General features: G+C 73.0%; 19 protein-coding genes and 1 tRNA gene. 16 read left to right on the forward strand and 4 right to left on the reverse strand.

What is annotated here, in order from left to right:
- Window positions 1–76: 76 nt before the first annotated feature.
- From BJ984_RS08335 to BJ984_RS08345, 3 genes are all read left to right on the forward strand, one after another.
- Window positions 77–1,084 carry a hypothetical protein gene (locus BJ984_RS08335; RefSeq protein WP_179547610.1) on the forward strand — a complete coding sequence of 336 codons (1,008 nt, stop codon included), beginning with the start codon at window positions 77–79 and terminating at the stop codon, window positions 1,082–1,084.
- 138 nt (window positions 1,085–1,222) lie between these two features.
- Entirely contained in the window at window positions 1,223–2,593 is a 1,371-nt protein-coding gene (locus tag BJ984_RS08340; RefSeq protein ID WP_179547611.1) for an acyltransferase family protein, read from the forward strand.
- A gap of 29 nt (window positions 2,594–2,622) precedes the next feature.
- Window positions 2,623–2,698 (forward strand) — tRNA-Ala (locus tag BJ984_RS08345).
- 77 nt (window positions 2,699–2,775) lie between these two features.
- Here the strand turns inward: BJ984_RS08345 and BJ984_RS08350 are convergent.
- Together BJ984_RS08350 and BJ984_RS08355 are read right to left on the reverse strand one after the other, a co-directional pair.
- Window positions 2,776–3,024: a hypothetical protein gene (locus BJ984_RS08350; RefSeq protein WP_179547612.1), complete on the reverse strand. Its 249-nt coding sequence runs from the start codon at window positions 3,022–3,024 to the stop codon at window positions 2,776–2,778.
- Window positions 3,025–3,112: 88 nt separating this feature from the next.
- Entirely contained in the window at window positions 3,113–3,364 is a 252-nt protein-coding gene (locus BJ984_RS08355; protein WP_179547613.1) for a hypothetical protein, read from the reverse strand.
- Between the two features lie 126 nt (window positions 3,365–3,490).
- On the opposite strand from BJ984_RS08355, the gene BJ984_RS08360 reads away from it, so the two are divergent.
- The 10 genes from BJ984_RS08360 (at window position 3,491) to BJ984_RS08405 (ending at window position 14,655) form a co-directional block, all read left to right on the forward strand.
- On the forward strand, window positions 3,491–3,895 hold the full coding sequence (locus tag BJ984_RS08360; RefSeq protein ID WP_179547614.1) for a TOBE domain-containing protein: 405 nt from the start codon (window positions 3,491–3,493) through the stop codon (window positions 3,893–3,895).
- Complete coding sequence (modA, locus tag BJ984_RS08365; RefSeq protein WP_179547615.1) at window positions 3,895–4,719, forward strand: molybdate ABC transporter substrate-binding protein; 825 nt, start codon at window positions 3,895–3,897, stop codon at window positions 4,717–4,719. Before BJ984_RS08360 ends, modA begins: the two co-directional genes overlap by 1 nt.
- Before the next feature lie 8 nt (window positions 4,720–4,727).
- Window positions 4,728–5,543, forward strand: coding sequence for an ABC transporter permease (locus BJ984_RS08370; RefSeq protein WP_179547616.1), 816 nt, complete (start codon window positions 4,728–4,730; stop codon window positions 5,541–5,543).
- Window positions 5,540–6,604 carry a sulfate/molybdate ABC transporter ATP-binding protein gene (locus BJ984_RS08375; protein WP_179547617.1) on the forward strand — a complete coding sequence of 355 codons (1,065 nt, stop codon included), beginning with the start codon at window positions 5,540–5,542 and terminating at the stop codon, window positions 6,602–6,604. The genes BJ984_RS08370 and BJ984_RS08375 overlap by 4 nt, the downstream gene beginning before the upstream one ends.
- Window positions 6,605–6,907: 303 nt before the next feature.
- Window positions 6,908–6,997 carry a potassium-transporting ATPase subunit F gene (locus BJ984_RS18620; protein ID WP_173183582.1) on the forward strand — a complete coding sequence of 30 codons (90 nt, stop codon included), beginning with the start codon at window positions 6,908–6,910 and terminating at the stop codon, window positions 6,995–6,997.
- Window positions 6,998–8,671: a potassium-transporting ATPase subunit KdpA gene (gene kdpA, locus BJ984_RS08385; RefSeq protein ID WP_179547618.1), complete on the forward strand. Its 1,674-nt coding sequence runs from the start codon at window positions 6,998–7,000 to the stop codon at window positions 8,669–8,671.
- Complete coding sequence (gene kdpB, locus BJ984_RS08390) at window positions 8,671–10,740, forward strand: potassium-transporting ATPase subunit KdpB (RefSeq protein ID WP_179547619.1); 2,070 nt, start codon at window positions 8,671–8,673, stop codon at window positions 10,738–10,740. Before kdpA ends, kdpB begins: the two co-directional genes overlap by 1 nt.
- 32 nt (window positions 10,741–10,772) lie before the next feature.
- Complete coding sequence (gene kdpC, locus BJ984_RS08395; RefSeq protein WP_179547620.1) at window positions 10,773–11,375, forward strand: potassium-transporting ATPase subunit KdpC; 603 nt, start codon at window positions 10,773–10,775, stop codon at window positions 11,373–11,375.
- 33 nt (window positions 11,376–11,408) lie between these two features.
- Window positions 11,409–13,910 (forward strand): DUF4118 domain-containing protein, encoded by a 2,502-nt coding sequence (locus tag BJ984_RS08400; protein WP_179547621.1) that lies wholly within the window; start codon window positions 11,409–11,411, stop codon window positions 13,908–13,910.
- 4 nt (window positions 13,911–13,914) lie between these two features.
- Window positions 13,915–14,655, forward strand: a complete 741-nt coding sequence (locus BJ984_RS08405; RefSeq protein ID WP_179547622.1) for a creatininase family protein — start codon at window positions 13,915–13,917, stop codon at window positions 14,653–14,655.
- A gap of 28 nt (window positions 14,656–14,683) precedes the next feature.
- Here the strand turns inward: BJ984_RS08405 and BJ984_RS08410 are convergent, their stop codons facing one another.
- Window positions 14,684–15,142, reverse strand: coding sequence for a PPC domain-containing DNA-binding protein (locus BJ984_RS08410; protein ID WP_179547623.1), 459 nt, complete (start codon window positions 15,140–15,142; stop codon window positions 14,684–14,686).
- Window positions 15,143–15,282: 140 nt separating this feature from the next.
- Between BJ984_RS08410 and BJ984_RS08415 the strand changes: the two genes are divergently transcribed.
- Window positions 15,283–16,497, forward strand: a complete 1,215-nt coding sequence (locus BJ984_RS08415; RefSeq protein WP_179547624.1) for a metal-dependent hydrolase family protein — start codon at window positions 15,283–15,285, stop codon at window positions 16,495–16,497.
- A 42-nt stretch (window positions 16,498–16,539) separates the two neighbouring features.
- On the opposite strand, the gene BJ984_RS08420 is transcribed toward BJ984_RS08415, so the two are convergent.
- Window positions 16,540–17,016, reverse strand: a complete 477-nt coding sequence (locus BJ984_RS08420; protein ID WP_271206476.1) for a nucleoside deaminase — start codon at window positions 17,014–17,016, stop codon at window positions 16,540–16,542.
- A gap of 198 nt (window positions 17,017–17,214) precedes the next feature.
- On the opposite strand from BJ984_RS08420, the gene add reads away from it, so the two are divergent.
- Entirely contained in the window at window positions 17,215–18,342 is a 1,128-nt protein-coding gene (add, locus tag BJ984_RS08425) for an adenosine deaminase (RefSeq protein WP_179547626.1), read from the forward strand.
- The gene (locus tag BJ984_RS08430) at window positions 18,339–19,049 is read left to right on the forward strand and encodes a hypothetical protein (protein ID WP_179547627.1); all 711 of its coding nucleotides are present in this window, start codon (window positions 18,339–18,341) and stop codon (window positions 19,047–19,049) included. Before add ends, BJ984_RS08430 begins: the two co-directional genes overlap by 4 nt.
- Window positions 19,050–19,080: the final 31 nt, after the last annotated feature.

Here is a 19,080-nt window from a genome sequence, read left to right on the forward strand (position 1 = left end):
CACGCGGAGCCGATTCCCACCCGACACACGTCCCGCGTTGAGGGGTGCGGGCGGCGCGCGCCCCTACCGTAGAGCCATGACGACGGACTGGCTCAGCGGAGGGTTCATCATCGCCCTCGCGGCGGTGCTGTGGCTCGCGTACCTGCTGCCGTCGTGGTTCCGTTCGCGCCAGTACCTCGCCACGGAGCGGAACGCCGTGCGGCTGCAGCAGACCCTGCGCATCCTCGCCGAGACCGCCGAGGTGCCCGAGGAGATCCGGGTCGAGGCGAGTGCGCGGTCGATCGCCGAGCAGGAGCGCATCCTGAAGCACCGGTCGCAGCAGCAGTCGCTCTCGGCCGTGCCGACCGCCGTGCGCACCGCCGACCGGCTGCGCCGCTCGCGCGCCGTGACCGCTCTGGTGCTCGCCGTCTCGCTCTCGGTCGCCGTGCTCGGCGGCATGCAGGCCGTCTACACCGGTGCCTGGATCATCCTGATCGGCGGCGCGCTGGCCTCGGTCGTCAGCATCGCGGTGCTGGTGCGGCTCGCCCGGGCCGGACGCCGGCTGCGGCTGCCCGCCTCGCTCGCGCCGAACGGAGTGCCGCTGGCCTCGCCGGAGCTCGTCGACTACGGGTTCGAGGACGCCGCCGCACCCGCCGTCGTCGGGGCGGAGGACGACGGCCGCTCGGCCGGCGACCGCGCCTCGGGCTGGGTGCCCGTCGCCGTGCCGCGACCCCTCTACCTCTCGCGCACGGCCCTGCCGCTCGGTCTCGACCAGCCTGCCGAGGTCGACGTGCCCGAGCGGCTCGACACGGTGAAGACCGCCGAACTCGCGGAGGCCACCGCGCGCGCCTCCCGTGAGCGGGCGGAGCCCGACCACCACGAGTCGCTGCGCCGGGCCGCTGCCTCGGCCGAGGCCGCCCTGCGGGCGCGCCTGGAGGCCGAGTCGGCCACCGTCGCCTCGCTGCCCGTCGCGGAGCCTGTCGCGCCGGCCGCCCCGGTCGCCCCCGCCGTGCCGTCCCGCTTCGCCCGCATGGGCATCGTCGACGGCGACACCGACGCCCACCTCGACATCGACGCCGTTCTCGCACGGCGGCGCGCGGGCTGACACTGCGCCGTGCTGGCACGGCGTCGCGCCGGCTGAGCTCGCCCGATCGTCTCGCGGCGGGGTGGTGCGGAACGCGCATCCGTCGACCTGCCCGTCGTATGCCCGAGCGGCGATGGGCTCCGCTCCTAGGATGGCGGCATGAGTGACGCCGGAGTCCGCGCCCCCGCCTCGAGATCGCAGTCGGCCTCGGGAGCCGCCGCCATCGACCTGTCGAAGCGGGATCTGACGCTCGACCTGGCCCGGGTGTTCTGCGTTCTGCTGGTGGTGCTGATCCACCTGCTGATGGTCGGTGTGGGCGCCGGGCCCGACGGCTCGATCGTCGTCTCGCGGCCCCTCGAGGAGCAGTGGTGGTTCGCCCCGGTCACCTGGGCCGGCCAGATCATGCCCCTGTTCTTCGTGGTGGGCGGATTCGCGTCCCTCACCGCCTGGCGCAGCCTCACCCGCCGGAGCGGCACGGCCGCGGGCTACGTGCGCAACCGCGTGCTGCGGCTCGCCCAGCCGGCCCTGCCCCTGTTCGTCTTCTACGCCGTCGTGATCGGGGGAGCGCGCCTCATCGGCGTCGATCCCGCGCTGATCGACGTGGCGGTCACGGGCGCCGCGTCGCCGCTGTGGTTCCTCGCCGCCTACACGCTCTGCCAGGCGCTCGTGCCGCTGATGGCCGGCTGGCACGCCCGGGCGCCGCGAGCCACCCTCCTGGTGCTGCTCGCCGGGGCGATCGTGATCGACGCGCTGCGCTACTCCACCGGCATCACCGAGATCGGCCTGCTGAACCTGTTCTTCGTATGGCTGCTCGTGCAGCAGCTCGGCTTCTTCTACGCCGACGGCTGGTTCGCCGCCCGGCGCTGGTACACGCTCGTCGGCATCGCGGCGCTCGCCTACGCCGCGCTCGTGCCGCTCACCGTCTGGGGCCCGTACGCCGACGACATGCTGACGAACCTCAACCCGCCCACGCTGCCGCTGGTGGCGCTCGCGGTGGCGCAGGCGTGCATCCTGAGGCTGTTGAAGCCCGCCCTCGCCCGCCTGATGAACACGCACGCGGCCCGGGCCGTGGTGTTCCTCGTCGGCACGCGGCTGATGACGATCTACCTCTGGCACCTGCCCGTGATCCTGCTCGTCTCGGGCGCGCTGCTGCTCATTCCCGGGGCGTCGCCCGAGCCGGCGAGCCCCGCCTGGTGGTGGTCGCGGCCGGTGATGTTCGTGCTGGTGCTCGCCGCGGTGTTCGGGCTGTCATTCCTCGTCGGGCGCTGGGAGGCGCCGCGCGAGGTGGGGCCGACGCCGCCGACGCCGGTGGTCGCGGTGGCGACGGTGCTGGCGTTCGTGCCGCCGTTCCTCGTGATGGAGTTCTTCATGGACCTGCCCACCGCGCTGATCGGAGTGGTGCTGCTGTCGATCGCCATCCTGATGCTCGGCCGCTGGCGGGCCCGGGATGCGGTCGCCCCGCCTGCAGGGACCCCGGCGGCCGCGCCGACGGCCGACCCCGGTTCGCAATCGGCGCCGCTTTCGTCGTAGAATATCGGGGTTGTCGTTTCGGCGTCAGCGGGGCTATGGCGCAGTTGGTAGCGCGTCTCGTTCGCAATGAGAAGGTCAGGGGTTCGAATCCCCTTAGCTCCACCAGATCCGTTCCCCCGGGAACGAACGAAGGGCCCGCCTAGGCGGGCCCTTCGTCGTTGCAGTGCGCGATTCCGCGTCGACTACTCCTCGGACTTCAGCGCGAGGCCGATCGCGAAGAAGGTCGGGGCCCAGTGGCCGATGAAGATGCCCCATCGGTCGGACTTCGCCTTGTCGGTCTCGTCCTTCTTGCCGCGCGAGGCGAGCCAGGCGATCAGCGACACGACGATCGAGACGAAGCCCGCGAGGTACGCGTGCTTGCTCTGGATGCCGAGTCCGTGGGCGAACTCGATCGGGTCGAAGCCGACCTTCTCGATGTCTTTCTTGGCCATGATGGGTCCTTTCGAGGATTCCCGGGGCAGGGATGCTCTCACACTCCACCTCCGCCGCCGAAAGCGCCACCCCTTCCTTCCCCGCGACTCACACCGCGGCCAGCAGCAGCAGCCAGCTCTCGCCGCTGAGGTCGTGGGCGGGGCCGCGGAGTGTCCAGTGCTGCGTGCCCTGGTTCTCGTCGACGCGCAGGATGGCGAGGGTGCGCCCGGTGTCCCCGTCGCCGAGCACCCACGTGGTGCCGTTCGACGCGGCGAGGAAGTAGCGCTGCCCGCCGTGCTCGTAATGGGTGCGGTCCCCGTGCCTCCAGGGCAGGCGGTCGAGTGATGTCAGCTGGGACAAGACGGTCCCCCTCCGGTGCGCGCGGCTGCATGGTGACGGCCGGGGTCCGGGGCTGACGCTCCAATTTTGCCCCACCGGCGCATGAATCGACCTTTCAGCCGCAGATCCGGCGATAGCATGGCATCCATGACGCAGATACGGATCCGAGACGCCGCGAGCTTCCTCGGCGTAAGCGATGACACCGTGCGCCGCTGGATCGAGACCGGCCTGCTCGCGAGCGAGAAGGACGAGGCCGGGCGCGGCGTGGTCGACGCCCTCGCCGTCGCCGAACTGGCGCGCCGCAACGCGGTGCTGCCTGCCGACCCCTCCGAGATCGGCCGCTCGGCGCGCAACCGCCTGGTCGGCGTCGTCACCGAGGTCGTCTCCGACACCGTGATGGCCCAGGTCGAGCTGCAGTGCGGCCCGCACCGCATCGTCTCCCTGATGAGCAGCGAGGCGGTGCGCGAGCTCGGCCTCGAGCCCGGCTCGATCGCGATCGCGGTGGTGAAGGCCACGACCGTGATGATCGAGACCCCCGGCGGGCGGGCCTGATGCGCCGCGTGACGACCGCGCTGCTGGCGGCGGCCACCCTGCTGCTGATGAGCGGATGCGCGGGCGCGGCCGCCCCTGCCGGTGACGCCGCGGCATCCTCCGCCGCCCCGAGCGGCACGGACTCGAGCGGCACGGACGCCGCCCTCGAGGGCACGATCACCGTGTTCGCGGCCGCCTCGCTGAAGGCGTCGTTCACCGAGCTCGCGCACGAGTTCGAGGCCGCGCATCCGGGAGTGACGGTCGAGCTCTCGTTCGCGGGCTCCTCCGACCTCGTGACCCAGATCACCGAGGGGGCACCCGCCGACGTCTTCGCCTCGGCCGACGAGAAGAACATGGCGAAGCTCACCGACGCCGGGCTCGTCGACGCCGCAGCCCCGGTCGACTTCGCCACCAACGTGCTGACGATCGCCGTGCCCCCGGGCAACCCGGGCGGCGTTCAGGGCTTCGCCGATCTCGCCGACCCGGCCATCGCGACCGTGGTCTGCGCGGCCCAGGTGCCCTGCGGTGCCGCCGCGGAGACACTCGAGACGGCCACCGGCGTCCGCATCCCCGCGGTCAGCGAGGAGTCCTCCGTCACCGACGTGCTCGGCAAGGTGACGAGCGGCGAGGCCGACGCGGGCCTGGTCTACGTCACCGACGTCGTGGCGGCGGGCGACGCGGTCGAGGGCATCGACATCGCCGAGGCGGGTGAGGCCGTCAACACCTACCCGATCGCCCCCGTGACCGACTCGCAGAACCCGGCGGCCGCGAAGGCCTTCGTCGCGCTCGTCACCGGCAGCGCCGGCCGCGAGGTGCTGACCGCCGCCGGCTTCGGCACACGGTAGGCCCGCCGGTGTCCGGCAGCACGTACGGCGGGGTTCCGCGCTGGGTCGCAGCCGTCGCAGCGATCGGCGCCGCCTTCGTGGTGCTGCCGCTCGTGGCGATGCTCGTGCGGGTGAACTGGGCGGAGTTCGTGCCGCTGATCACCTCGGAGTCCTCCCTCGACGCGCTCGGCCTCAGTCTCCGCACCTCCCTCGCCTCGACCGCGCTCTGCGTGCTGCTCGGGGTGCCGATGGCGGTCGTGCTCGCGCGCACCCGGTTCTGGGGGCAGAAGGTGCTGCGCTCGCTCGTGCTGCTGCCGCTCGTGCTGCCGCCGGTCGTCGGCGGCATCGCCCTGCTCTACACCTTCGGTCGGCGCGGGCTCCTGGGACAGGGCTTCGAGGCCTTCGGCGTGACCATCGCGTTCTCGACCACGGCGGTCGTGCTCGCGCAGACCTTCGTGGCACTGCCCTTCCTCGTGCTCAGCCTCGAGGGCGCTCTGCGCACGGTCGGCACCCGCTACGAGGCGGTCGGCGCGACCCTCGGTGCCCGGCCCACCACGGTGCTGCGGCGCATCACGCTGCCCCTCGTGCTGCCCGCTCTCGTCTCGGGCGCGGTGCTGTCGTTCGCCCGCGCGCTCGGCGAATTCGGTGCCACGCTCACCTTCGCGGGCTCGCTGCAGGGTGTGACGCGCACGCTGCCGCTCGAGATCTACCTCCAGCGCGAGACCGATCCGGATGCGGCGGTCGCGCTCTCGCTGGTGCTGGTCGTCGTCGCCGTGGTCGTCGTGGCCGTCGCGCACCGCGCCGGCGAGCCCGCCGGGCTCCGCCTGAGGCGGCGGCCGCGATGAGCTTCGAGCTGGAGGCGCACCTCGCCGAGCGGGACGTGTCGGTGGCCATCGAGGTCGCGGAGGGGGAGACCGTCGCCGTGCTCGGCCCGAACGGATCGGGCAAGTCGACGATGCTCGCGGTGGCCGCCGGGCTGCTGCGGCCCGACTCGGGGTGGGCGCGGCTCGGCGACCGGGTGCTGTTCGACCTCGGCGGGCCGGGCCGGGACCACGATCGAGGCCGGGGCCGCTGGCTGCCCCCGCACGCCCGCGGCATCGCACTGCTGGCGCAGGAGGCGCTGCTCTTCCCCCACCTGAGCGTGCTCGACAACGTCGCCTTCGGTTCACGCAGCCGGGGCCGATCGCGTTCCGAGTCGGCCGCGCACGCCCGGGTCTGGCTCGAGCAGGTCGACGCCGTCGAGCTCGCCGGCCGCCGCCCCGCCGAGCTCTCGGGCGGCCAGGCCCAGCGCATCGCCGTGGCGAGGGCGCTCGCCGCCGACCCGGCGCTGCTGCTCCTCGACGAGCCGATGGCGGCCCTCGACGTCTCGGTGGCCCCCGCGCTCCGCCGCATGCTGCGGGGCGTGCTCGCCGGCCGCAGCGCCGTCATCGTCACGCACGACGTGCTCGACGCCTTCACCCTCGCCGACCGGGTCGTCGTGCTCGACGCCGGCCGGGTCGTCGACTCCGGCCCCACCGCGGCGGTGCTCGAGCGGCCCCGCACCCCGTTCGCCGCCGGGCTCACCGGGGTGAACCTCATCACGGGCACCGCCCGGGGCGGGCGAGTGCTGACGGCCGACGGCCGGCGCGTCGACGCCCGCTTCACCGAGCCCGTGACCGACGGCACCGCGGCCGGCGTCTCGGTGCGCCCCGCCGCGGTGGCCGTGACGCTCGAGGAGCCCCCGGCATCCTGCCGCCTTCCCGGCCGGGTGACCGACGTCGAGCCGCGCGGCGACACGGTGCGCGTGCGCGCCGGCACGCTCGCGGCCGACCTCTCGCCGCGCGCCGCGGCCGAGCTCGACCTCGCGCCCGGGGCGACCGTGTGGTTCTCGTTCGCCGCCGACGACGCGACCGCCTACCCGCTCTAGCGCATCCGGAGCGGCCCGCTCGGGCTACCCGCGAGTGAGCGCCCGAGCGCCCGTTCGAACGAGCGCTCAGGCGACCGTGCGTTCGGATCGTGTGAGGATTCGACGCGCCCACCGCCCCCGGCCGTCAGGAAAGCGTTAGGACCGGCGGAACCGGGCTCCCCGGCGAGCACACTCGCATCCGTACCGCGCGCCCATCGGGGGCGCCTGTCGGATGGAGAACACCGTGCTCGACGTGATCTATATCGTCGCGATCCTCGCCGCCTTCGGCGTCGTCGCCCTCGTCGCGAAGGGGGTCGAGAAGCTGTGATCGTGCTCGAACTCGCCGCCGCGCTGCTGGGTGTCGCCGGAGTGGCGTACCTGGTGGTCGCCCTCGTGAAGCCGGAGAGGTTCTAGATGGAAGCCTGGCTCCTGGTCGCCCAGCTGGCGACCCTCGTGCTCGTGCTGGCGGTCATCCACCGCCCCCTGGGTGACTACATCGCCTGGACCTTCACCCGCGCCGAGGACCTCCGCGTCGAACGCGGGCTCTACCGGCTCGTCGGGGTCGACTCCGACTCCGAGCAGAGCTGGGGCGCCTACCTCCGCGGGGTGCTCGCCTTCTCGCTGATCGGCGTGCTGCTCGTCTACGCGCTGCAGCGGCTGCAGGCCGTGCTGCCCTATTCGCTCGGCTTCCCGGCCGTGCCCGAGGGGCTGTCGTTCAACACGGCCGCCTCCTTCGTGACGAACACGAACTGGCAGTCGTACTCGCCCGACGTCACCCTCGGCTACACCGTGCAGATCGCCGGCCTCGCCGTGCAGAACTTCGTCTCGGCCGGTGTCGGTCTCGCGGTCGCCATCGCCCTGGTGCGCGGCTTCGCGCGGCGCAACACGGGCACGCTCGGCAACTTCTGGGTCGACCTGACGCGTGCGGTGCTGCGCATCCTGCTGCCGCTGGCCGTCGTGTCGGCGATCGTGCTGATCGCGGGCGGCGTCATCCAGAACTTCAGCGGCTTCACCGAGGTGACCACGCTGACAGGTGGCACCGCGACGGTTCCCGGCGGGCCGGTGGCCTCGCAGGAGGCCATCAAGATGCTGGGCAACAACGGCGGCGGCTTCTTCAACACGAACTCCGCGCATCCCTTCGAGAACCCCACGCCCTGGACGAACCTGTTCCAGATCGTCCTGATGCTCGCCATCCCGTTCGCGCTGCCGCGCACCTTCGGGAAGATGGTCGGCGACACCCGCCAGGGCTACGCCGTGCTGGCCGCCATGGGCGTGCTCTTCGTGGCGTCGCTCGCCGCGCTGACCGCCTTCGAGATCGGCGGCGCCGGAACCGGGCCGCAGCTCGCCGGCGGCGCGATGGAGGGCAAGGAGCAGCGCTTCGGCATCGCCGCGTCGACGCTCTTCGCCACGACCTCGACCATCACGTCCACGGGCGCGGTCAACTCGATGCACGACAGCTTCACGTCGCTCGGCGGCATGATGACGCTGTTCAACATGATGCTCGGCGAGATCGCGCCCGGCGGCATCGGGGCGGGGCTCTACGGCATCCTGATGATCGCGGTGATCACCGTGTTCATCGCGGGCCTGCTCGTCGGCCGCACCCCGGAGTACCTGGGCAAGAAGCTCGGCCCGCGCGAGATCAAGCTGGCGAGCCTGTACATCCTCGCCACGCCCACCCTCGTGCTCGTCGGCACCGCGCTCAGCTTCGCGATCCCGCCGGTGCGGGCCGACGTCGAGAGCACCTCGATCTGGAACCCCGGCCTGCACGGCTTCACCGAGGTGCTCTACGCCTTCACCAGCGCGGCGAACAACAACGGCTCGGCCTTCGCCGGCCTCACCGCCAACACCCCGTGGTTCAACACCGCGCTCGGTGTGGCGATGCTGCTCGGCCGCTTCGTGCCCATCGTGCTCGTGCTCGCCCTGGCCGGCTCGCTGGCCGCGCAGGGCAAGGTGCCCGTCACCGCCGGCACCCTGCCGACCCACCGCCCGCAGTTCGTGGGCCTCCTCGTGGGCGTGATCGTCATCGTCGTCGCCCTCACCTACTTCCCCGTGCTCGCACTCGGACCTCTCGCCGAAGGGCTTCAGTAATGTCCAACCTCCCCAGTCAGATCGCCGCGGGGCTCCCCGGGGCGCTCCGCAAGCTCTCTCCGCGGCTGATGTGGCGGAACCCCGTCATGTTCATCGTCGAGGTCGGCGCCGCGTTCACCACGGTGCTCGCCATCGCGCAGCCGTTCGTCGGCGGCTCCGACTCGCTCGCCTTCACCTGGGCGATCGCCGTCTGGCTCTGGCTCACCGTGCTGTTCGCGAACCTCGCCGAGTCGGTCGCCGAGGGGCGGGGCAAGGCGCAGGCCGCCACGCTCCGCTCCACCCGCACCAGCACGACCGCCGCCCGGGTCGTCGGGTACGACCCCGCGGGCGACCCCGCCGCGCTCCGGGCCTCGACCGAGCAGGTGGCCTCGGCCGACCTCACCCTCGGCGACACCGTCGTGGTGGTCGCCGGGGAGCTCGTGCCGGGCGACGGCGACATCGTCGACGGCATCGCCTCGATCGACGAGTCGGCGATCACGGGCGAGTCCGCCCCGGTCGTGCGCGAGTCGGGCGGCGACCGCAGCGCCGTCACGGGCGGCACCCGGGTGCTGTCCGACCGGGTGGTCGTGCGCATCACCTCCAAGCCCGGCGAGACCTTCGTCGACCGCATGATCCGCCTCGTCGAGGGGGCCTCGCGCCAGAAGACGCCGAACGAGATCGCCTTGAACATCCTGCTGGCGAGCCTGTCGATCGTGTTCCTGATCGTCGTGCTCACCCTCGGCCCGATCGCCGGGTACTCGGATGCCGCACCCTCCATCGCCGTGATGGTCGCCCTGCTCGTCTGCCTCATCCCCACCACGATCGGCGCCCTCCTCTCGGCGATCGGCATCGCCGGCATGGACCGGCTCGTGCAGCACAACGTGCTCGCGATGTCGGGGCGCGCCGTCGAGGCCGCCGGCGACGTGACCACGCTGCTGATGGACAAGACCGGAACGATCACCTACGGCAACCGCCGCGCCGCCGAGTTCCGCACGCTGAAGGGCGTGCTGGCCGGCGAGCTGCGGGAGGCGGCGGCGCTGTCGTCGCTCTCCGACCCGACGCCCGAGGGCAAGTCGATCGTGGATCTGGCCTCGGCGGACGGCTTCGTGCGGCCCGCCTCCGTCGACGGCGAGATCGTGCCGTTCACGGCCCAGACCCGGATGAGCGGCATCGACTTCGCCGACGGCCGCCAGATCCGCAAGGGCGCCGGCTCGGCCGTCACCGCCTGGGCGAAGGAGAGCGGCACCTCGGGCAGCGAGCTCTTCGACGAGCTCGAGGAGTCGACCGACCGCATCGCGAGCCTGGGCGGCACCCCGCTCGTCGTCGCGGTGCGCGAACCCGGCGCCCCCGCGCGGGTGCTCGGCGTCGTCTACCTCAAGGACATCGTCAAGGAGGGCATGGCGTCGCGCTTCGCCGAGCTGCGCTCGATGGGCATCCGCACCGTCATGATCACGGGCGACAACCCGCTCACCGCCAAGGCGATCGCCGAGGAGGCCGGGGTCGACGACTACCTCGCCGAGGCGACGCCCGAGGACAAGCTCGCGCTGATCCGCCAGGAGCAGGAGGGCGGCCGGCTGGTCGCGATGACCGGCGACGGCACCAACGACGCCCCGGCGCTCGCGCAGGCCGACGTCGGCGTCGCGATGAACACCGGCACTTCCGCCGCGAAGGAGGCCGGCAACATGGTCGACCTCGACAGCGACCCGACCAAGCTCATCGACATCGTGGCCATCGGCAAGCAGCTCCTGATCACCCGCGGAGCGCTCACGACCTTCTCGATCGCCAACGACGTGGCGAAGTACTTCGCGATCATCCCGGCGATGTTCGCCGCGGTGTTCCCGGGGCTCGGGCTGCTGAACATCATGGGGCTGCACTCGCCGGCCTCGGCCATCCTCTCGGCGGTGATCTTCAACGCGCTGGTGATCATCGCGCTGATCCCGCTGGCGCTGAGGGGTGTGAAGTACCGGCCGATGTCGGCGTCGCGCATCCTCTCGCGCAACATCCTCGTGTACGGGCTGGGCGGGGTGATCGCCCCGTTCATCGGGATCAAGATCATCGACCTCGTCGTCAGCCTCATCCCGGGCTTCTAGCCCCTCTCATTCTCTACAGACAGGACATCACCATGGCCACCACCCGCGGGTTCGCCCGCCCCTACTGGGTCGCCCTCCGCTACATGCTCGTCGCGACCGTCGTGCTCGGCATCGCGTACCCCGTCGCCGTGCTCGGCATCGGCCAGCTCGCGCTGCCCGCCCAGGCCAACGGCAGCATCGTGACCGTCGACGGCCAGCCGGTCGGCTCGTCGCTGATCGGCCAGTCGTTCACCGATGCCGACGGAGCCGCTCTGCCCGAGTGGTTCCAGTCCCGCCCCTCCGCGGCCGGCTACGACGCCTCGGCGTCGGTCGCGAGCAACTACGGGCCCGAGAACCCCGACTTCATCGCCGAGATCGAGGCCCGTCGCGACGCCATCGCCGCGAGCGACGGAGTCGACGCCGGCGACATCCCGGTCGACGCGCTCACCACCTCGGGCTCGGGCCTCGACCCGCACATCAGCCCCGAGTACGCGAACGAGCAGGTCGCTCGAATCGCGGATGCCCGGGGCGTCCCCGAGGCCGACGTGCAGTCGCTCGTCGACTCGTTCAGCCAGGGTCGCGACCTCGGGTACCTCGGCGAGCCGACCGTGAACGTGCTGCAGCTGAACGTCGCGCTGTCGCAGCTCGCCGGCTGAGCATCCGGTGCCGGTCATGACGGGGGTGCACGCGTGAAGCAGGGACGACTGCGGGTGCTGCTCGGGGCCGCCCCCGGCGTGGGCAAGACCTACGCGATGCTCGAGGAGGGGCGGCGGCTGCGGTCGGAGGGCCGGGACGTGGTGGTGGCCGTGGTCGAGACCCACGGCCGTGCCGCCACCCGCGCCATGACCCTCGGCTTCGAGATCGTGCCCCGGCTGCGCGTGGCACACCGCGGCGTCGACCTCGAGGAGCTCGACCTCGACGCCGTGCTCGCCCGGGCCCCGCAGGTCGCGCTGGTCGACGAGCTGGCGCACACCAACGCGCCCGGCCTCGCGCACGAGAAGCGCTGGCGCGACGTCGAGACGCTGCTCGACGCGGGGATCGACGTCATCTCGACGGTGAACATCCAGCACATCGAGTCCCTCAACGACGTGGTGCAGCAGATCACGGGCGTGCCCCAGCGCGAGACCGTGCCCGACGCGGTGCTGCGCGACGCCGACCAGATCGAGGTCGTCGACCTGGCCCCGCAGGCGCTCCGCGACCGGCTCTCGGCCGGCGTCGTCTATCCGGCCGCGCGCATCGACGCTGCCCTGTCGAACTACTTCCGGCTGGGAAACCTCACCGCCCTGCGCGAGCTCGCCCTGCTCTGGCTGGCCGACGAGGTCGACTCCTCGCTGCAGCGCTACCGCACCGAGCACGGCATCGGCCAGAAGTGGGAGGCCCGCGAGCGCGTCGTCGTCGCGCTGACCGGCGGACCCGAGGGTGAGACGCTGCTGCGGCGCGGCTCCCGCATCGCCGCCCGCTCGGCCGGCGGACAGCTGCTCGCGGTGCACGTCACCAGCCAGGACGGACTGCGGTCGGGCGATCCCGGCGCCCTCACCGCCCAGCGCGCCCTCGTCGAGAGCCTCGGCGGAACCTTCCATCAGGTGGTCGGCAGCGACATCCCCGAGGCGCTCGTGCAGTTCGCCCGCGCCTCCAACGCCACCCAGCTCGTGCTCGGGGTGTCGCGGCGCAGCCGCCTCGCCGCGCTGGTCACGGGGGCGGGCATCGGGGCGACGGTCATCCGCGAGTCGGGTGACATCGACGTGCACATCGTCACCCATGCCGCAGCCGGCGGCCGGCTCAGGATGCGCCTCCCGGGCGTCGGGGGATCGCTCACCGCCCGGCGCCGGCTGCTCGGCGCCGCGATCGCGCTGGCGGGCGGGCCCTTGCTGACCTGGCTGCTGACGGCGTTCCGGAGCGACGAGTCGATCACCTCGGACGTGCTGGCGTACCAGCTGCTCGTGGTCGTCGTCGCGCTGGTCGGCGGCATCTGGCCGGCGCTGTTCGCGGCGCTGCTGTCGGGGGTGACGCTCGACTTCTTCTTCGTCGACCCGCTCTACACGGTGACGGTCGACGAACCGCTGCACCTCCTGGCGCTGCTGCTCTACATCGTGATCGCGGTGCTCGTGTCGATCGTGGTCGACCAGGCGGCCCGGCGCTCGCGGGCGGCGCGACGCTCGGCGGCGGAGTCGGAGCTGATCGCGGGCGTCGCGGGGGAGGTGCTGCGCGGGCAGGACGCACTGCAGGCCTTCGTGACCCGCACGCGGGAGGCGTTCGGGCTGACGGGCGTGCGGGTCGTGGTGGGGGAGCGGGTGCTGGCGAGCGACGGGGAGCCGGCCGACGGTGCGGGAGCACCGGACGTATCGGTCGATCGGGTGGCCGTCGGCGAGCGGGCCGTGCTCGAGCTGCACGGGCGCACGCTGCAGTCGTCGGATCGGCGGCTGCTCGGGATCATCGTCACCCAGCTCGCTTCGGCCCTCGAGAACGCCGACCTCGAGCAGACCGCCCGGGAGATGGCTCCGCTGGCCGCCGCCGACCGGGTGCGCACCGCCCTGCTCGCGGCCGTCGGCCATGACCTCCGCCGCCCGCTGGCCAGCGCCACGGCGGCGCTGACCGGGTTGCGCAGCTCGACGGGCATCCTGACTCCGGCCGACCGCGAGGAGCTGCTGGAGACCGCCGAGACGAGCCTCGGCCAGCTCACCCGGCTGCTCACCGACCTGCTCGACGTCAGCCGAGTGCAGGCCGGGGCGCTCGCCGTGACCCTCGCCGACGTCGACCTCGTCGACGTCGTGCCCGCCGCCCTGGAGGAGCTCGAGGTCGGTCCGTCGGCCGTCGAGCTCGACCTGCCCGCCGAACTGCCGGCCATGCGCGCCGACCCGGTGCTGCTCGAGCGCGTGCTGGTGAACCTGCTGGCGAACGCCCTCAAGCACGCGCCGTCGGCGTCGCCCGTGGTGGTGGCGGCGTCGGCGTTCCTCGACGGGGTCCAGATCCGCGTGATCGACCGGGGGCCGGGGGTGCCCGCCGACCGCCGTGAGGACATCTTCGTGCCCTTCCAGCGCCTCGGCGACACCGACAACAGCACGGGCCTCGGCCTCGGCCTCGCCCTCTCGAAGGGCTTCGTCGAGGGCATGGGCGGCACCCTCGAGTACGAGGAGACGCCCGGTGGCGGCTCGACCTTCGTCGTCGCGCTGCGGGCGGCGGCGGTACTGTGACCGCATGCCGATGACCGACCTCGCCTCCGCCAGCTGGACCGACGTGCAGCAGCACCTCGCCTCTGGCCGCACCCTCGCCGTGCTGCCCTTCGGTGCGCTCGAGCAGCACGGGCCGCACCTCCCGCTCTCGACCGACACGATCCAGGCGGCCGGCGTCGCCGAGCGCATCGCCCGCCACTACGAGGCCCTGCTGCTGCCGGCCGTGCCCTACGGCGAGACCTGGGACAACGGCGGCTTCCCCGGCACGATCTCCCTGGCCGCCTCGACCGTCACCGCGATCTGCCGCGACATCGGCCTCTCGGCCCAGTCGTTCGGCGTGACGACGCTGGTCGTCGTGAACGGCGACTACGGCAACCGGGCGCCCGTGCACGCGGCCGCCCGCGAGCTCTCGATCGGGGGCTTCGACACGCTGGTGCTCGACTATCCGGGGCTCGCCGAGATCGGTGACACCGTGAAGGAGACCGCCTGGGCGGCACCGGGTCTCTGCCACGCCGACGAGATCGAGACCTCGATGGTACTGGCCCTCGAACCGCGGCTCGTGCATCCGGACCGCTTCGTCGCGGCCTATCCCGAGCTGCCCGCCGACTTCGGGCGGCGGCCGATCCGTTTCGACACGCTCTCGCCGAGCGGCGTCTTCGGCGACCCGCGGCCCGCGACCGCCGCCAAGGGCGAGTCGATCATCGCCTACGTCGTCGAGCGCTCGATCGAGGAGATCGACGGGCACCTGGCCGCGATCTCCGCCTGAGCGACGCAGAGCGGATGCCCGCCTGCCCCTACTCGTTCGGGAACGTGAGGGTCGCGAGCCCCCGCGCCCGCGCGTTCGGCTGCCGCTCCAGCGCCGGCGACAGCAGCTCGACCAGCACGACCTCGGTCGGATACTGCACCACGCCCGACAGCACGTGCCCCGAGTGCGCCCGTGCCGAGTCGCCCTTCGCGCCGACGGAGGCGTGCAGGTGCACGAGCGGGCCGTCGGAGCCGCGCGCGACGGTCGCCGTGCCCTGGCCCTCGCAGTTGCGCACGGTGATCGACTCGGGCATCGGCTCGTCCTCGTCGGCCGGCGGCTCGCCCGCCCCGATCAGCGTGAGCTCGCGGAAGGCCCCGAGGAACACCGGCACGTAGCCGTCGGTCACCCCGAAGCGAAGGCACGCCTGCACCAGCGCCTCGAGCACGCCGTCGCCCGGCTCGAGCACCACGAGGATCGTGCGGCCCGTGACCGCTTCGCTACCGAACATCCGTCGATTCTCGCAGGTGCCGGCGCCCTGTTCCGCCCGGGCGGTGGCGCGTGCTCCACCCGCCGCTCCGCTCGGTCGCCCATCCGCCGGTGGCTAGGGTGGTGCCAGCGCCGGCGAGGCGCCCGAACGAGGGGAACCCGATGGACGGCACGCTCGACGGCATCACGGTCTGGAACGGCGAGCGGATGCTCGGGCCGTCCCGCCTCGCGTGGACGACGCCCGGCGACCGCGGCCCCGACCGCATCACCGCACTCGCCCCCGCCGACGACCGCCACCCGGGGCTCACCGTCATCCCGGGACTCATCGACACCCACGTGCACCTCGACACGAACGTGCTCGACGGATCGGGCCCCGGCGACGCCTGGCCGCTCGTCACCCCGCCCGAGGAGAAGGCGCTGCACGTGGCCGCGCACACGCAGCGCTTCGCGGCGCACGGCGTGACGACGGTGCGCGACCTCGCCGCGTCGGTCGTGCAGATCGCGGTGGCGCGCGCCCTCGATCAGGGTGTGCTCGAAGGCCCTCGCCTGCTCGCGAGCGGCCCCGTCGGCATGACCGCCGGGCACGGCGACCTCTTCACGCCGCCGCGGGTGCGCGACCGGCCGCCGGTCGCCGACTCGCCCGACGAGTGCCGGCGGCTCGTGCGGCAGTGGGCGCGGGAGGGTGCGACGGGCATCAAGCTCTACACCAGCGGCGGCATCTTCTCGATGGGCGACCAGGTGGGCTGGCGCAACCAGACGCGGGCCGAGATCGCGGCGACCGTCGACGAGGCGCACGCGCTGGGGATGCTGGTCGCCGCCCACAGCCACACGGCCGAGGGCATCGCGATCGCCCTCGAGGAGGGCGTCGACTCGATCGAGCACGGCACCGGGATGACCCCGGAGCAGTTCCCGGCGCTGGTCGCGGCGGACATCCCGGTGAGCCCGACGCTGCTGATCAACGACCTGGTCGCGGCCGGGGGGCCGGGCATCCGCCCCGAGGCAGCCGAGAAGGCGCGCGCCGTCGTGGCCGGGCGCGACGAGGTCTTCCGCGAGGCCGCCCGCGCCGGCGTGCGGTTCGTGCTCGGCACGGATGCGAACGGCCGGTTCGTGCGGCACGGCGGCCAGCTCGACGAGCTGCGGGCGATGAGCCGGCTGTTCGGGTGGGACGCCTCGCGGACGCTGGTCGCCGCCACCTCGGACGCCGCCGACGCGCTCGGCCTCGGCGACCGGATCGGGCGGCTCGCGGAGGGGTTCGCCGCCGACTTCGTCGTCGTGCGGGGCCGCCCGTGGGAGGACCTCGCCGCGCTGGCGCCCGACCGCATCGTCGCGGTCGTGGCGCGCGGACGCGTGCTGGCGGGGCGGCTGCCCGGCGCTTGACCGGGTCACAGGGTGCCCGGCGGTCGCGTCGGCCTGCGGAGACTAGACCCAGAAGTCCTCGTGCACGACCGACGCCTCGTCCTCGAGATGCGGGCCCGACACCTCGATGCGGCGCTGGCCGCGGGCGAAGACCTCGCGGCAGGGCAGCGAGAAGGTCGGGTTCTCGGGGTGGTCGCCGGTGAGCTCGAGCAGCCGGTGCTCGGAGAGGGCGTAGACGACGCGGTCGACGCCCGTCCAGTAGACGGCGCCGGAGCACATCGCGCACGGTTCGGCGCTCGTGTACAGCGTGCTGCCGGCCATGCCCTCGGCGCCGAGCCGGCGGAACGCGAGCGCGACCGCGCGCAGCTCGGCGTGCTGCGTGGGGTCGCCGGTGGGCGGGAGGGAGTCGTTGCCGGCCTCGGCGACGATCGTGCCCGCGGCGTCGGTGACCAGGGCGCCGAAGGGGTGGCGGCCCGACTCGCGGGACTCCGCTGCGACGCGCAGGCTCTCGCGCAGCAATCGGGTATCGGTGTCGTTCACGGGTGCCTCCACATGTACACAAGACGATTGGACGGATCACAGCGAGTGTAGACGAACCGCGGTATTACGACGAAGTGTTACAGCGGCGTTACGGTCCTGCTACATCTCCCGTACAACTTGTGAACAAGTCGCGACGGGCGGTTAGCCTGCTGGAACACCGCGGCTCCGACCGTGCCGCCGCCTCCCCGAAAGGCCAGAATGCTCCACTCCGACGCCGCTCCCGCTCGAATCGACGAGCAGGAGATCCGGCTGCTGCCGAAGGCCGAGGTGCACGTGCACCTCGAGGGCACCTTCGCGCTCGGGGACATCCTGCGGCTCGCGAAGGAGAACGGCGTCGCCCTCCCCGGACCGGCCGCCACGATCTTCGACGTCAGCACCCACGACGGCTTCACCCGCCCCGAGGTGAGCACCGGCGGCACCGCGCAGGGCGTCGGCGGTGCGGGGCTGAGCGGGTTCCTCCGCTTCCTCGACTGGCAGTGCGGGCTGGTGCGCAGCGCCGAGCAGGCCGCGCGGGTGGCGTACTCCTTCGCCGCCCGGCAGACGGCCTCGGGCGTGCGCTACTCCGACGTCATCGTCAACCCGACGCACTGGAACGCCTGGCGCGGACGCGAGATCGCCCTCCTGGAGGCGCTCGCCGCCGGCTTCGACGAGGCCGAGCAGGACGGCCTGGGCTCCGCGAACATCGCGTGCTCGCTGCTCCGCGGCCAGAGCGCGCCCGAGGCCGAGCAGCTGATCGGCGACCTCGTCTCCCGTCGCCCGGCCCGCGTGGTCGCCGTGAGCGTCGACGGCGACGAGAAGGCCAGCGGCCGCACCGGCGAGAAGTTCCGCGGCGCCTTCCGTCTCGCCGAGTCGGCGGGGCTCCGCCGCACGGTGCACGCGGGGGAGTCGAGCGGGCCGGAGGGAGTCTGGGACGCCCTCGACCTCCTGCACGCCGAGCGCATCGACCACGGCGTGCGATCGATCGAGGATCCGGCCCTCATCCAGCGGCTGATCGACGACGACGTCCCGCTCGGCGTCTGCCCTCGCTCGAACGTCACGCTCGGCCTCTACGCCGACTGGGCCGCGCATCCGCTGCCCCGGCTCGTCGAGGCCGGCGTGCGGGTGACGCTCAACACCGACGACCCCGCGCCGCTCGCCTGCACCATCGACGAGGACTGGGCCGTCGCCGCCGAGGTCTACGGCTTCGACCGCGCGCAGCTCGCCCGCTTCGCCGCCGAGTCCATCCGCGCCTCCTTCGCCGACGACGACCTCAAGCGCGAGCTGCTGGCCGAGCTCGAGGCGCTGACGCCCGCGCTCACGGGTGCGGCGCCCGGAGGCACGCCATGATCCCGCTCCCGACCGGTGCCGTGCGACCGGCGGCCTTCGCACTGGGCCTCGGCGCGATCGCGCTCGTCTCCTTCGTGGTGCTGGCGGCGGCCCCGTCGCGCGCGGAGGCGCCGACGGCCGCCACCCCGACTGCCACCTCCGCGGTCACCGCGTCGGCCGCCGCCACCGCGGCCGACGGCTCCGCCGTCGCACTCGCCCCGCTCCTCGCCACCTGGCCCGACGCCTACCGCGTCACCGGCACCAAGTCCGAGCCCCTCTACGTCGAGCACATCACCTCCACCCGCAGCGGTGACGACTACGCCCTCACCATCGACGTCGTGGCCCAGGGCGACAGCCCGCTCGGCGTCCAGTCGAGCTCGGTGCACCTCGACGCCGACGGCACGATCCGCTGGGTCGACGGATGCGCGAAAGCGCCCGAGCGCTGCGCCGACGACCCGGGCCTCCGCGGTTTCCTGTCCCAGGCGGCGCTGCTCGCGGCCGAGCGTCGAGGTGAGCTGCCCGAGTGGGGCGTCGCCAGGACGCAGCACGGGCATCCGGTCGTCTGCGTCTCGGACGCCGCCCTGCACCCCCTCGACCCGCCCACCGTGGCGACCCTCGACCCCTGCTTCTCGACCGCGACGGGCGCCCTGCTCGGTCACTGGTCGAGCGACAGCGCCGCCTTCGTCGGACCGACCCTCGCCGAGGGTCTCGTCGACGAGGCACGCTGACCCGCGCCCCGGCGCGCCGCACCACCACCCC

Origin of the sequence: Herbiconiux flava, from assembly GCF_013409865.1 — a bacterium.
GTDB lineage: Bacteria > Actinomycetota > Actinomycetes > Actinomycetales > Microbacteriaceae > Herbiconiux > Herbiconiux flava.

Bases quoted from the DNA above. Each gene is read 5' to 3' on its own strand.
- kdpA (WP_179547618.1), top strand. From the start codon at position 6,998: ATGGAAGCCTGGCTCCTGGTCGCCCAGCTGGCGACCCTCGTGCTCGTG.
- BJ984_RS08430 (WP_179547627.1), top strand. From the start codon at position 18,339: ATGATCCCGCTCCCGACCGGTGCCGTGCGACCGGCGGCCTTCGCACTG.
- BJ984_RS08405 (WP_179547622.1), top strand. From the start codon at position 13,915: ATGCCGATGACCGACCTCGCCTCCGCCAGCTGGACCGACGTGCAGCAG.
- modA (WP_179547615.1), top strand. From the start codon at position 3,895: ATGCGCCGCGTGACGACCGCGCTGCTGGCGGCGGCCACCCTGCTGCTG.
- BJ984_RS08340 (WP_179547611.1), top strand. From the start codon at position 1,223: ATGAGTGACGCCGGAGTCCGCGCCCCCGCCTCGAGATCGCAGTCGGCC.
- add (WP_179547626.1), top strand. From the start codon at position 17,215: ATGCTCCACTCCGACGCCGCTCCCGCTCGAATCGACGAGCAGGAGATC.
- BJ984_RS08415 (WP_179547624.1), top strand. From the start codon at position 15,283: ATGGACGGCACGCTCGACGGCATCACGGTCTGGAACGGCGAGCGGATG.
- BJ984_RS08360 (WP_179547614.1), top strand. From the start codon at position 3,491: ATGACGCAGATACGGATCCGAGACGCCGCGAGCTTCCTCGGCGTAAGC.
- kdpB (WP_179547619.1), top strand. From the start codon at position 8,671: ATGTCCAACCTCCCCAGTCAGATCGCCGCGGGGCTCCCCGGGGCGCTC.
- BJ984_RS08375 (WP_179547617.1), top strand. From the start codon at position 5,540: ATGAGCTTCGAGCTGGAGGCGCACCTCGCCGAGCGGGACGTGTCGGTG.
- BJ984_RS08335 (WP_179547610.1), top strand. From the start codon at position 77: ATGACGACGGACTGGCTCAGCGGAGGGTTCATCATCGCCCTCGCGGCG.
- BJ984_RS08350 (WP_179547612.1), bottom strand. From the start codon at position 3,024: ATGGCCAAGAAAGACATCGAGAAGGTCGGCTTCGACCCGATCGAGTTC.
- kdpC (WP_179547620.1), top strand. From the start codon at position 10,773: ATGGCCACCACCCGCGGGTTCGCCCGCCCCTACTGGGTCGCCCTCCGC.
- BJ984_RS08410 (WP_179547623.1), bottom strand. From the start codon at position 15,142: ATGTTCGGTAGCGAAGCGGTCACGGGCCGCACGATCCTCGTGGTGCTC.